The organism is Neisseria zoodegmatis (genome assembly GCF_900187305.1).
In the GTDB taxonomy this organism is placed as follows: Bacteria; Pseudomonadota; Gammaproteobacteria; order Burkholderiales; family Neisseriaceae; genus Neisseria; species Neisseria zoodegmatis.
Genome location: NZ_LT906434.1, coordinates 1,503,244 through 1,515,629, shown reverse-complemented (window position 1 = coordinate 1,515,629; position 12,386 = coordinate 1,503,244). Strand labels below are relative to the sequence as shown.

Sequence of the window (12,386 nt, the reverse complement as noted above, 5' to 3'; positions counted from 1 at the left end):
ATACTCCTTTTCTTAATCAAGTAATATTTCAGACGGCCTTGCTTACACATTAAACAAGAAATGAATCACATCTCCATCTTGCACCACATATTCCTTACCTTCGGCGCGCATTTTGCCGGCTTCTTTGGCTTTGGCTTCGCCACCTAAGGTAACGAAATCGTCGTAAGCAATGACTTGGGCGCGGATGAAACCGCGTTCGAAATCGGTATGGATCACACCTGCGGCTTGCGGGGCGGTGTCGCCTTTGTGAATGGTCCAAGCGCGGACTTCTTTTACGCCGGCGGTAAAGTAAGTTTGCAGACCGAGTAGGTCGTAGCCGGCGCGGATCAGGCGGTTGAGGCCGGGTTCTTCCAAGCCCATTTCGGCGAGGAATTCGGCTTTTTCTTCGTCTTCGAGTTCGGCAATTTCGCTTTCCAATGCGGCGCACACGGCGACTACGGGCGCGTTTTCTTTGGCAGCCAATTCTTTCAGGCGGTCTAAGTGCGGGTTGTTTTCAAAACCGTCTTCCGCTACGTTGCCCACATACATGGCGGGTTTGGCGGTGAGCAGGAATAGGGGGCGAAGCATGGCGAGTTCTTCGGCATCGAGGCCGAATGAGCGCACGGGTTTGCCTTCGTTGAGATGGGGCAGCAGTTTTTCGCACAGGGCAACGAGTTTTTGTGCGTCTTTATCGCCTGATTTGGCACGTTTGCCTTCGCGGGTGATGGCTTTTTCTACGCTGGCAAGATCGGCCAATGCCAGCTCTGTGCCAATGGTTTCGATGTCGGCAATCGGATCGACTTTGCCGGAAACGTGCACGATATTGTCGTCGTCGAAGCAGCGCACGACGTTCACAATGGCATCGGTTTCGCGGATGTTGGCGAGAAACTGGTTGCCCAAGCCTTCGCCTTTGCTCGCGCCTGCTACCAAGCCTGCGATGTCGACAAATTCGACAATGGCGGGCTGCATTTTTTGCGGGTTAACGATTTTAGCCAGCTCGGCCATGCGCGGATCGGGCACTTCGACGATGCCGACGTTCGGCTCAATCGTACAGAAGGGGTAGTTGGCCGCTTCGATACCGGATTGGGTTAAGGCGTTGAACAAGGTGGATTTGCCGACGTTGGGCAGGCCGACGATGCCGCATTTTAAGCTCATGTGATTTCCTGAAATGGCTAATGTAATCAAATGGGGGATTTTAGCATATTTCAGACGGCCTCATGCCTTTATGTGAAAGGTGTTGAGCAGAAAACGGTATGGCTTGCCGAGGTATGATCGTGTAGCGCTAAAGAGTTTGCAGAATGTGGCGGGACGGGATTTTCAGGCTGTGAGCGCGGCGGGCAAATATTTCCACTATCTTTACTTAAATTGGCGTGTGCCTTTGCGGGATTGATATATGCTCAAACTTTTAACCGAAGGAGAGTGTGTGATGAAAATGAAAGGCTTGTTTTTGCTGGGTGCGGTGTGTTCTGCCGCTTCTGCACAGGCGGAGGGTTTGCCGCCACTGCAAACCGTGTCGCAAGTGGATGTGCAGCGTTATGCCGGGCAATGGTATGAAATCGCGCGTTTGCCTATGCCTTACCAAAATCAATGTGCTTCGGATGTGACGGCGTTTTATCAGATTAAGAGCAAAGACACCATCAGTGTGACCAACCGTTGTTTGAAGGCCGACGGCACTTGGTCGGTGGCGGAAGGTTTGGCGCGCGTGCAGAATGCGGAAAACACCAAGCTGAGCGTAACTTTTCTGCCTAAAGCGATACGCTGGCTGCCTGTGGGCAAGGCGCCTTATTGGGTAATGGCGTTGGACAGTGATTACCAATATGCGATGGTGGGTCAGCCGGATAGGAAATATTTGTGGTTGTTGTCGCGCAAGCCGGATATGGATGAGGCAGTGTATCAGGCTTATCTGCAACAGGCGCAGGCTCAAGGATATGATTTATCTACGCTTATCCTCACCAAGCACGGGCAGGCAAAATAATCTGCAAATGCGGTTTGAAACACAAAAAGGCCGTCTGAAAATTTCAGACGGCCTTTCATCCAATAGGGTGCTTATTTGCCTTCTTTGTCGGCTTTTTGCAGGATTGCGTACAACTGATCTTTCAGATGTAATTTTTGTTTTTTCAGCTCTTCGATTTCATCCAAGCCGCCGGTAACGGGGTTGTTGGTTAAGCCGGTGATTTTGTCGTCAAGCTCGTTGTGCTCGTTAAACAAACGGGCAAAGTGTGCATCTTCTTGTTTTAATTTTGAAATTAAATCACGGTATTCTGGAAACATATCGTTTTCCTCTTTAAAAGACAATTAAAAATTAAGCAAATGATTGCTTACCTGAGTCTGATTGCATTTTATAACAAAGCCGCAGTGCTATCCAGCTTTTTGATGCGGCTTGCGGGTTGCGCCCGGTATAGACGTTTCGCCTTGTCGGGCATACAATTTTCACGTTTCTTGATTCAGGATAACCGCCATGAAAAACGCTGTCGAAACCATGCTGAACCACCGCACTTACCGCCATTTTAAAAACACTCCCGTGCCTGATGCCGACATTCAAACCATCATCGATTGCGCCAGACAAGCGCCGTCTTGGATGAACGGCCAGCACTACACGATTATTAACATCACTTCGCCCGAGTTGCGTCAAAAAATTGTTGAATTGCAGCCTGCCAATCCTCAAATCGGCACCTGCGGCGTGTACTTGATTTTTGTGGCGGATCTTCACCGCGCCGACTTGTGCAGCCGTGCGGCCGGAGGCACTTACACCGCGGCAGGCGAGCCGGACAGCTTGATTACGGCGGTAACCGACACGGCATTGGCTGCCCAAAATGCGGTGGTTGCCGCCGAAAGTTTGAGTTACGCCACCTGCTATACCGGCGGTATCCGCAATATTGCGGTGGAGTTGGTCGAACTGCTCAAGCTGCCGAAAAATACCTTTCCGATTGTCGGGCTGTGCATCGGCGAGCCGGACGTTGAGATGAAGCTCAAACCGCGTTTGCCTGAGCAAACCGTTTATGCGGAAAACGCTTATCCCGACGACGCCACGCTTTCAGACGGCCTCGAGCAATACGAGCAAACGATGACGGCGTTTGGTGAAGCGCGTGAAAAATTTCCTTATCGAGAGAAGTTCGCCCGCTATTACAGCAATACTTACGCGCCCAGAAACATCAAGCTGATGCAGCAGCAAGGTTGGTTGACTAAGATGAGTGCGGATTCGGAACCATCTTAAAATCATCGTCTTATGATGAAGCCGATAGCAAGAGGCCGTCTGAATATTTTCAGACGGCCTTTATCTTAAGGAAGGTATCTAAGTTCTAAGCAAACCGCTAAACCGCTTCGGGGTCGGGGCTGTCTTCCAAAACTTTTTTGCGCACATAGGCTTCGGCGGCTTCTTTCAATGCAAATCTGTCTTGGCCTTGATATTCCTCGCTGGTAATCGGTTTGCCGAAATCCACATGAATGTGCAGTTCGGGCATGGAGACCACGCGCCAGAGCGAGGTAAGCAGGTTGACATCGGCGTAGGAAGGCATGGTGGTGCGTCGGCCTAAATGGTCGTAATAGCGCAAAACCACGGTTTGCACGGGGGCGCCGCTGTCTAGGGCGGATTGGAAGAGGGCGGCTTTAAAGGGTAAAACGTCCATACCGGAAGAGGTTTTGGCTTCGGGGAAAAAGCTGACGTTTTGGCCGTTTTTCAATGCTGCGGTAATGGCTTGGTTAATCGGTTCGACATCTTTGCGCGAGTTGCGGTTGATGAACACCGTGCCTGCGTTGCGTCCCATTTTGCCCAATACCGGCCAGTTGCTGATTTCCTGTTTGGCGATGAAGCTGCTGGGAAAGAGGGCGCTCATGGCGAAAATGTCCAGCCAAGACACATGGTTGGCCACAACCAAAGTGCCGGTAACGCTGAAATGTTCGGGCGGCGTGGTCACGTTGAGTTTGGCGCCGACCGCCTGCAAAGCGGTGGAGCCGAGCGTAATCAAGGCCTGTTCGCGCTCGTTGGGATTGTTGCCGTCGATATTGCTCAGATTGCGGCCGGTTTTAAACAGCCAAACGGCGAGCTTGGCCAAGCGGGCCAAACGTAAGGTGAAAGGGGCTTTTTGCTGGGACATGTGTATCGTTGTCTTAGAGAAGTGGCGGCGATTATAGCAAGCAGCGGTATTTCGTGGAATGTGTGAATGAAAGCAGGTAGTGTTTTATTAAGCACCACTCATCTCGTTTTCAGACGGCCTCAAGCCTGCATCATGGGTTTGAGGCCGTCTGAAAAGACCGTTTTCCTTATGCGGTATTTATAGAGAGAAGGGCGTATAATTCATGTGATAAATACTTTAACGAACCCTTGTTCAGGAACTGCGCTGTATGGCGAAAGACGAACCCAAACCAACCAATACCCATTCTGCCAATTACGGCTTTTTGATTATGCCGCGCTACGGCCTGCTGTGGCTGTTTGGCGCACTGACCGTATTCAGCCTGCTGTTTCAAATTTGGTGGCTGTTTGCCATTTCGTTGGCGTTTTCGCTGCTGGGCATACACGACGTTACCCAAAGACGCCACGCGATTCTGCGCAACTATCCCATCGGCGGACACATTCGTTTTCTGCTGGAAAACTTCCGCCCCGAAATCCGCCAGTATTTCTTGGAAGACGATCAAGAGCAGGTGCCGTTTTCGCGCCAGCAGCGTTCGCTGGTTTACCAGCGGGCAAAAAATCTCGACAGCACAACGGCTTTCGGCAGCATCAACGATTTGAACAAAACCGGCAGCGAGTGGTTTTTGCATTCGGGCAACAGCCACAAAATCGACAACCATGATTTCCGTGTGCGTGTCGGCAACGAGCGCTGTCTGCAACCTTACGACTTATCCGTATTCAACATTTCCGCCATGAGTTTCGGCGCACTTTCCGCTGCCGCCATCGAAGCGCTCAACAGCGGCGCGAAGATGGGCGGTTTTGCCCACGACACCGGCGAAGGCAGCATCAGCCCTTACCATAAAAAACATGGTGGCGATCTGATTTGGGAGTTGGGTACGGGTTATTTCGGCTGCCGCGACGAGCACGGCAATTTCAATCCTAAAACCTTCGCCGAACGCGCTTCGCTTGAGCAAGTAAAAATGATTGAAATCAAGCTGTCGCAAGGCGCGAAGCCGGGCAAAGGCGGCGTGTTGCCCGCATCTAAAATCACCGAAGAAATCGCACGCACGCGCGACATTCCCATCGGCGTGGACTGTATTTCTCCGGCCAGCCATCCCGCTTTTTCCACACCGCGCGAGTTGGTGAAATTCTGGCAGCAGCTGCGCGAATTGTCCGGCGGCAAGCCTGTGGGCTTCAAACTCTGCATCGGTATGCCGTGGGAGTTTATGGCGATTGTTAAAGCCATGATTGAAGAAGACAACTATCCCGACTTCATCGTGGTGGACGGCGCGGAAGGCGGCACCGGCGCGGCGCCTGTTGAGTTTATGGACTCCATCGGTATGCCTCTGGTTGATGCCTTGATTTTCGTGCAAAACACATTGGTCGGCGCCGGCATCCGCGACAAAATCAAAGTCGGCGTGAGCGGCAAATTGGTGAGCGGTTTCGACATCGCCAAAATGATGAGCTTGGGCGCCGACTGGTGTAACAGCGCGCGCGGCTTCATGTTTGCCGTCGGCTGCATCCAATCGCGTTCCTGTCACACCAACAAATGCCCCACCGGCGTGGCCACGCAAGATCCGTCGCGTCAGAAAGCTTTGGACGTGCCGGACAAATCCCAACGCGTGAAAAACTTCCACGCCAACACTTTAAAAGCACTTGCCGATATCGTCGGCAGCGCGGGATTGGATCATCCGCAGCAGCTGAAACCTCACCACATCGTGCGCCGCCAGCCCGACGGTTGGATCAAACTGTTGTCGGAGCATTATCAATTCATCCAACCCGGCTCGCTGTTGAGCGGCGATTGCGGGCGCAGGGTGTTGGACGATATGTGGCATTTGGCCGACCCCGACAGCTTCCAAGCGATGGGGATTGCCGACCAAATCATCAATGCGGAAAATATGCGCAATATCAAACAGTAAGCCGCCGAATAGCCAAAAGGCCGTCTGAAAATTTCAGACGGCCTTTCTTAATATCAAAACCGATAAACTACGCTTCTTTCGCTTTCGGCCTAAACGTGGGTTTCAAGCGGATATAAAGCGTGCGCGTTGCAATCGCTACCGTTTCACCGTTTTTATCGAACACGCGCACCGGAATTTCAGGCAGGTATTTTTCGCCGTTTTTGGTGTTTTCATAAATATCGTGCAGCATTTCATCGGTGATGCGGCACTCGATAAACACCGCCCCGCGCCCGGGCTTGATAAAGTCGATGTGCGCCGATTTGTCCCACACATAATAACGCTTGCCGATCATACCGTTGAGCATGGCCGAATAAGAAGCGTCGGTCAGTGCAAACAGGCTGCCGCCGAATTGTGCGCCGTGCACGTTGCGCGTGCTCGACCAATCTTTCAGCGTTGCCTTCATGTAGCGGAAATCGTCGGAAAGCTCCAGTATGCGGATGCCGCTGAAAAACAACGGCGGCCAAAAATTGAGCATGATGCGGGTAAATTTTGCACTGTCGGTGCTGATTCTCATACTAAACATAATGTTTGGGCGGTAGGTTTGGTGTTCCGATATATTTAAGCCGGATAAAGTTTAAGGGCAGGGCGTGAGGCCGTCTGAAAATGTCTTGCGCTTATTCTTTATCTTCTGTTTTGAAAAAAACGGCTTTTTGTTTTAAAGCATTGCCGTCGGCATCGGCCAATTCGCCTTTGGCTGCCAAAAACTTAATCACAGCAAGATTGATGCTGCCTTGCTCGGTTAGCGCGCTGTTGATAATCACACCGGCTTCCGCACCCCCGCTCACAACGGCCACGCCCGGCGCTTCGAGCGATGCGCTTTCCAATACGGCCAAACCACGTTTTACCTGACCGCGGTATTGGGCACGGGCAATGATTTCCTGTCCGGGATAGCAGCCTTTTTTGAAATGTACGCCGCCGATGGTGTGTTGATTGAGCATTTGCGCCACGCTGCTTTCGCTGGTTGCGGCACCAATCCACGGATAGCCGCTGTTTATTTCGTGTATGTTCCAAGCGTTTTCTACGGCCGCATCATACTCGGGCAGTTCTGACAGAGAGCCGATTTTCAGACGGCCTCCATGCGGCAGTTCTAGCGTCCACACGCCGTTTTCCTGCGCCGCATCAAAAGACAATGTTGGCGCTTCGGCGATTTTCGGCTCGAGCCCCTCTGGCAGTTCGCAGGCAACACCCCATTCAGGCAGAGGATCAAAAACCACTTTCGCACGCAGCACAAACATCCGCAGCCGTTTAACCACGCTCTCAGCCAAATCGGCAGCCAAGGCCAGCAGCACGTCATCGCCTCGGTTTAAAACCAGCATATTGGCAATCACGCGGCCTTTGGGCGTATTGTAGGTGGCATAGCAGGCTTGTCCGGCAGCCAGATGGTTGATGTCGTTGGAAAATTGATTGTGCAAAAACTCGGCACGGTCATCTCCGCTGACACGGACGATGCTGAAAAAGGGAAGGCGGGTGTGGCGCATGAGACATCCTTTATAGATAGAGTGTGTGTGGAGCTTGTGTGAAATTGCAGCCGTATTTTAACGCTTCAACGCAGAAGCGTGTTGATATTTGCCGTCGGCATCGTCTTCAATCTCCGCATGAACCCGGCACCTATTCGGAAAAATACGCAGGCATAACTTTATCCAAACAAGCTCATTTCAGATAGATTTCAGACGGCCTCAACAAGATTCGGCAGCTTTAAATCATTGACTGAAAGAAGGTTATTATTTCTACAGATTCTGTCAAGCGGTAAACGGTTTATCCACACTTTCGCATCCCGATAGGCGACCGCTGCTCAAAAGCAGCTTGACAACTCTATTTTTAAATTAACTATATGATTTAAATAGATTTTAGTTGTCGGCTTATTTTTTGTGCAATCCTGTAAAAACCCTGATTTGACGGGAAAAGGATGAGAATCTCACAAACTTTCCACAAACTTATCCACAGCTTTTGTGAGTAACTGCGAAAGGCTTGGCAAGACTTCGATTTAACGATACGGCATATTTTTGAAAGCCTAGATTTTGGCTGTGAAAAATAAAAAAGGTGAAGCCGTTTTCTTTTCTGATAAACTATTTTAGAGTTCTTGTTCAAATTGTTGCGCGAACATGATATCGGGTTTTCAGACGGCCTGATAACCCAACTCGGAATTTAAGTAAATCAAAGCCCCAGTAGGTGTTCACAAATTTGCATACCTTTTCCATGTGGCACCTTTGCGGAAGATAGGCTTTTTGCGACAATAGCCCCGTTCTTCGGAACACTAAAACCGAAAACAACAACATAAACCACATACCCAAAGGAAAGTCCGTGAAACGTATCTTCTTATTCTTACTGACCAATATTGCCGTGTTGGTTGTCATCAGCATCATTTTGAGCATATTGGGGGTAAGCAGTAACCCCAACGATATGGTCAGCTTGCTGATTTATTCGGCAGTCATCGGCTTTACAGGCTCCATCATTTCGCTGCTGATGTCCAAAACCATGGCCAAGCGTTCCGTAGGTGCCGAGGTCATTACCCAGCCGCACAACGAAACAGAAGCATGGCTGCTGCAAACCGTGCAAAACCAAGCCGCGCAATGGAATTTGAAAACACCCGAAGTGGCGATTTACCACTCTCCCGAGCCGAATGCCTTTGCTACCGGCCCCAGCAAAAACAACTCTTTGGTGGCCGTCAGCACCGGCCTGCTCGACAACATGACCCGCGATGAAGTGGAAGCGGTATTGGCGCACGAAATGGCGCACGTCGGCAATGGCGACATGGTAACGCTGACTTTGATTCAAGGCGTAGTGAATACTTTCGTCGTATTTTTAGCGCGTGTCGTTTCCGGCATCGTAGCGCGTAACGACAACGGCGAAACGTCTCAAGGCACTTACTTCTTGGTCAGCATGGTATTGCAAGTCGTATTCGGCTTTTTGGCCAGCTTTATCGTGATGTGGTTCAGCCGTCAGCGCGAATACCGTGCAGACGCAGGTGCAGCGCGTTTGGTCGGCGCCCCGAAAATGATCGCCGCCTTGCAGCGTTTGAAAGGCAATGCGAGCGATTTGCCGAAAGAAATGACTGCCATGGGCATCGCCAGCGAAGCGCGTGATTCATTGTTGAGTACACACCCAACATTGGATAACCGCATTGCACGTTTGAAGCAGCTGTAAGCTTACTGAGAAAAGAATAAAAAACAATTAAACAATTTTCTGACTTTCACTCTAAGCGAAATAAATGAGAATAAAACACTTGGCATTTTAGCCAAGTGTTTTTTATAACCAAGCTAATGGAGTTATTTTATTCACCTTGAAGTCTAAGTATATTGCGATAGATGATAAAAGCAATGTTAGATTACCTATGCAAGCATCTTAGAGAATGCATAAGCCATCGCAATTTTGCTTAGCAAAAAAGTCATTACACATTAATAAACCGACTTTTTAGCGGTTAACAATTTCACTTCAAATATGAGGCCGTCTGAAAAATTTCAGACGGCCTCATCATTCTTACATCAATACTTCATCAAACCACAACTTCTTCTTTCTGCTTTTGCTGTTTGGCTAAGTTGTCGCGGTTAAGACCGAACATCAGCAACAGGGGGCTGGCAACTAATACCGAAGAGTAGATGCCGAACAGAATACCGATGGTTAGGGCAAGTGAGAAACCGTGTAAGGCAGCACCGCCGAAAATCAGCATAGAAAGAACCATAGCTTCGGTAGAGCCGTGGGTGATTGCGGTACGGCTCATGGTTGCGGTAATGGCGTTATCAATGATTTGCGGCACGGTTTTATTGCGCATATGCGGTTTGCGGAAGTTTTCGCGGATTCGGTCGAACACCACCACCGATTCATTCACGGAGTACCCCAACACGGCCAAGATACCGGCCAATACGGTGAGGGAAAACTCCCATTGGAAGAAGGCAAAAAATCCGAGAATGATAATAACGTCGTGCATGTTGGCAATAATGGCGGCAACAGCGAAACGCCATTCAAACCGTACCGACAGATAAATAATGATGCCGATAACAACCATACTTAATGCCAACAGACCGTTATTTACCAGCTCTTCGCCTACCTGCGGGCCGATAAACTCAACCTGACGCAACGTAATCGTATCGGAAGTGTCTTGCTTCAATAAGTCCATCACATTGTTGGATAGTTGTGCAGACGGCACACCTTCCTTGTTTGGCAAGCGGATCATGATGTGCTTATTCGTGCCCAGTGCCTGCACCTGCACGTCGCCAAGCTTCAAGGTATCAAGGCGTTGGCGGACTTTGTTGACATCCGCTCCTTGCTGGTATTGCACTTCCATAACGGTACCGCCGGTAAATTCAACCGAAAAATTCAGACCTTTGGTAACAAGGAAAAACACGGCGGCAATAAAGGTAACCAACGAAATAAACGTGGTCAGCTTGCCGTAGCTCATAAACGGAATATCGCGTTTGATTTTAAATAATTCCATATTGTTTACTCCTTACCGGCTGTTTCGGTATTGGGTTTCCACACCGAGCCGATGGAAATATGTTGCAGTTTGCGGCGGCCGCCGTACCAAAGGTTAACCAATGAACGGGACACGACAACCGAAGAGTACATAGAGGTAAGAATGCCCAAACAATGTACTACGGCAAAACCGCGAACCGGGCCGGAACCGAAAATCAGCAAGGCGATACCGGCAATCAACGATGTGATGTTGGAATCGACAATCGTTGCCCAAGCGTGCTGATAACCGAGGTTAATGGCTTGTTGCGGCGGCACGCCTGCGCGGAGTTCTTCGCGGATACGCTCGTTAATCAATACGTTGGAGTCGATTGCCATACCCAAAGTCAAAGCCAAAGCGGCAATACCCGGCAAGGTCAATGTGGCTTGCAGAGCTGACAAAATAGCAATTAAAAACAGGATATTGGTTGAAAGAGCAATTACGGAGAAGAAGCCGAACAAGCGGTAATAAACGATCATAAACAAGGCTACGGCGGCAAAACCCCATAATGTGGAGTTAAAGCCTTTTTCGATATTCTCTTTACCTAAAGAAGGGCCGATGGTGCGTTCTTCCACGATTTCCATAGGCGCAGCCAGCGAGCCTGCGCGCAAAAGCAGGGAAGTATCGTTGGCTTCTGCGGTGGACATGCTGCCAGAAATTTGTACGCGGCCGCCGGTAATGGCAGAACGGATAACCGGAGCGGTAACCACTTCGGCTTTGCCTTGGTCGATCAACACCATTGCCATGCGTTTATTCACGTTTTGGGCAGTTAAGTCGGCAAAAATGCTGCCACCTGCGCTGTCCAGATTGATGTTAACGGCAGGAGCGCCTTTGTCGTCAAAACCGGGTTGCGCATCGTTGATGTTATCGCCGGTAAGCTCAACCTGTTTGTTAACAAGAGTAGGTTGGGGATGCTCGCCTGCGGTATAGAGCAAGTCGTAGCCGGCAGGCACGTTGCCGGATAGGGCCGCCTGAACTTGGGCAGGATCATCGGATACCATGCGCACTTCTAAAGTGGCGGTTCGGCCGATAATGTCTTTGGCTTTGGCGGTATCCTGAACGCCGGGCAGTTGCACGACAATGCGCTCCGCACCTGCTTGCTGAATCACCGGTTCGGCCACGCCCAATTCATTCACACGATTGTGCAAAGTAGAGATGTTTTGCTTCAAAGCGTCGGTGCGGACTTTATTGATGGCTTCTTCAGAAAGACTCAACACCAATTCGTTGCCTTGAGGAGTCAGCGTAGCTTCAGGGAAAAAGCTTTTCAGCTGAGGCAATGCTTTTTGCAGATCGGCGGCATCTTGGAAAGGAACGGTCAGGCTGTTTTCTGTTTGGCGGATGGTGCCCGTGCGGATTTTTTGACGACGCAATTCGCGGCGGATATCGCCGGCATAGCGGTCAAACGTTTTCTGCATGGCGGCTTTCATATCCACCTGCATGGTGAAATGCACGCCGCCGCGCAAGTCTAAGCCCAAAAACATAGGATTGGCATTGATTTTAGACATCCATTCGGGGCTGTCGGCCAACAGATTGAGCGCGGTGATGTAGCCGTCGCCCAATGTTTTCTCAATCACGTCACGCGCTTTGAGCTGGGTTTCGGTGTCTTTAAAACGTACTTTCAGTGAGTTTCCCGCAATAAACATTCCGTCAGTCGGAATATTGGCCGTCTGAAGCGCAGATGCGACGCGCGCTTCGGTTTGTTCGTTGATCACGATCGACTGGCGGTTGGTTGAGATTTGTACTGCGGGCGTTTCGCCAAACAGATTGGGCAAGGTATAAACAATGCCCAAAATAATGGTGAAAGCAATCAGCAGGTATTTCCAAAGCGGATAGCGGTTCATGGTTAAACCTTTATTTTAAAATACAAACAGCCGCAGCAGGATGCGGCGGCTCT

At 50.3% G+C, this 12,386-nt stretch carries 11 protein-coding genes; 4 read left to right on the top strand and 7 right to left on the bottom strand.

What is annotated here, in order from left to right:
- Window positions 1–42 precede the first annotated feature (42 nt).
- Window positions 43–1,134: a redox-regulated ATPase YchF gene (ychF, locus tag CKV66_RS07115; protein ID WP_004283463.1), complete on the bottom strand. Its 1,092-nt coding sequence runs from the start codon at window positions 1,132–1,134 to the stop codon at window positions 43–45.
- 238 nt (window positions 1,135–1,372) lie between these two features.
- On the opposite strand from ychF, the gene CKV66_RS07110 reads away from it, so the two are divergent.
- Window positions 1,373–1,954 carry a lipocalin family protein gene (locus CKV66_RS07110; RefSeq protein ID WP_231990465.1) on the top strand — a complete coding sequence of 194 codons (582 nt, stop codon included), beginning with the start codon at window positions 1,373–1,375 and terminating at the stop codon, window positions 1,952–1,954.
- Between the two features lie 71 nt (window positions 1,955–2,025).
- Here the strand turns inward: CKV66_RS07110 and CKV66_RS07105 are convergent, their stop codons facing one another.
- Complete coding sequence (locus CKV66_RS07105) at window positions 2,026–2,250, bottom strand: YdcH family protein (protein WP_085362614.1); 225 nt, start codon at window positions 2,248–2,250, stop codon at window positions 2,026–2,028.
- Window positions 2,251–2,437: 187 nt separating this feature from the next.
- Between CKV66_RS07105 and CKV66_RS07100 the strand changes: the two genes are divergently transcribed.
- Window positions 2,438–3,193, top strand: a complete 756-nt coding sequence (locus CKV66_RS07100) for a nitroreductase family protein (protein ID WP_085362615.1) — start codon at window positions 2,438–2,440, stop codon at window positions 3,191–3,193.
- Window positions 3,194–3,290: 97 nt separating this feature from the next.
- Here CKV66_RS07100 and CKV66_RS07095 read toward each other — a convergent pair whose 3' ends face one another.
- Window positions 3,291–4,073, bottom strand: coding sequence for a 1-acylglycerol-3-phosphate O-acyltransferase (locus CKV66_RS07095; RefSeq protein ID WP_085362616.1), 783 nt, complete (start codon window positions 4,071–4,073; stop codon window positions 3,291–3,293).
- Window positions 4,074–4,320: 247 nt separating this feature from the next.
- On the opposite strand from CKV66_RS07095, the gene CKV66_RS07090 reads away from it, so the two are divergent.
- Window positions 4,321–6,006, top strand: a complete 1,686-nt coding sequence (locus CKV66_RS07090) for an FMN-binding glutamate synthase family protein (protein WP_085362617.1) — start codon at window positions 4,321–4,323, stop codon at window positions 6,004–6,006.
- 67 nt (window positions 6,007–6,073) lie between these two features.
- Here CKV66_RS07090 and CKV66_RS07085 read toward each other — a convergent pair whose 3' ends face one another.
- Window positions 6,074–6,559 carry a DUF4442 domain-containing protein gene (locus tag CKV66_RS07085; protein WP_231990464.1) on the bottom strand — a complete coding sequence of 162 codons (486 nt, stop codon included), beginning with the start codon at window positions 6,557–6,559 and terminating at the stop codon, window positions 6,074–6,076.
- Between the two features lie 100 nt (window positions 6,560–6,659).
- The gene (gene ygfZ, locus CKV66_RS07080) at window positions 6,660–7,523 is read right to left on the bottom strand and encodes a CAF17-like 4Fe-4S cluster assembly/insertion protein YgfZ (RefSeq protein ID WP_085362619.1); all 864 of its coding nucleotides are present in this window, start codon (window positions 7,521–7,523) and stop codon (window positions 6,660–6,662) included.
- An 823-nt stretch (window positions 7,524–8,346) separates the two neighbouring features.
- Between ygfZ and htpX the strand changes: the two genes are divergently transcribed.
- A complete protein-coding gene (gene htpX, locus CKV66_RS07075) occupies window positions 8,347–9,189 on the top strand; it encodes a protease HtpX (RefSeq protein ID WP_085362620.1) in 843 nt (280 codons plus the stop codon).
- A gap of 349 nt (window positions 9,190–9,538) precedes the next feature.
- Here the strand turns inward: htpX and secF are convergent, their stop codons facing one another.
- On the bottom strand, window positions 9,539–10,477 hold the full coding sequence (gene secF / locus CKV66_RS07070) for a protein translocase subunit SecF (RefSeq protein ID WP_085362621.1): 939 nt from the start codon (window positions 10,475–10,477) through the stop codon (window positions 9,539–9,541).
- 5 nt (window positions 10,478–10,482) lie between these two features.
- Window positions 10,483–12,333: a protein translocase subunit SecD gene (secD, locus tag CKV66_RS07065; RefSeq protein WP_085362622.1), complete on the bottom strand. Its 1,851-nt coding sequence runs from the start codon at window positions 12,331–12,333 to the stop codon at window positions 10,483–10,485.
- Window positions 12,334–12,386 lie beyond the last annotated feature (53 nt).

What these genes read in the sequence shown, in the direction of transcription:
- ychF (WP_004283463.1), bottom strand. Translation starts at nt 1,134, where the DNA reads ATGAGCTTAAAATGCGGCATCGTCGGCCTGCCCAACGTCGGCAAATCC.
- CKV66_RS07110 (WP_231990465.1), top strand. Translation starts at nt 1,373, where the DNA reads ATGCTCAAACTTTTAACCGAAGGAGAGTGTGTGATGAAAATGAAAGGC.
- CKV66_RS07105 (WP_085362614.1), bottom strand. Translation starts at nt 2,250, where the DNA reads ATGTTTCCAGAATACCGTGATTTAATTTCAAAATTAAAACAAGAAGAT.
- CKV66_RS07100 (WP_085362615.1), top strand. Translation starts at nt 2,438, where the DNA reads ATGAAAAACGCTGTCGAAACCATGCTGAACCACCGCACTTACCGCCAT.
- CKV66_RS07095 (WP_085362616.1), bottom strand. Translation starts at nt 4,073, where the DNA reads ATGTCCCAGCAAAAAGCCCCTTTCACCTTACGTTTGGCCCGCTTGGCC.
- CKV66_RS07090 (WP_085362617.1), top strand. Translation starts at nt 4,321, where the DNA reads ATGGCGAAAGACGAACCCAAACCAACCAATACCCATTCTGCCAATTAC.
- CKV66_RS07085 (WP_231990464.1), bottom strand. Translation starts at nt 6,559, where the DNA reads ATGAGAATCAGCACCGACAGTGCAAAATTTACCCGCATCATGCTCAAT.
- ygfZ (WP_085362619.1), bottom strand. Translation starts at nt 7,523, where the DNA reads ATGCGCCACACCCGCCTTCCCTTTTTCAGCATCGTCCGTGTCAGCGGA.
- secF (WP_085362621.1), bottom strand. Translation starts at nt 10,477, where the DNA reads ATGGAATTATTTAAAATCAAACGCGATATTCCGTTTATGAGCTACGGC.
- secD (WP_085362622.1), bottom strand. Translation starts at nt 12,333, where the DNA reads ATGAACCGCTATCCGCTTTGGAAATACCTGCTGATTGCTTTCACCATT.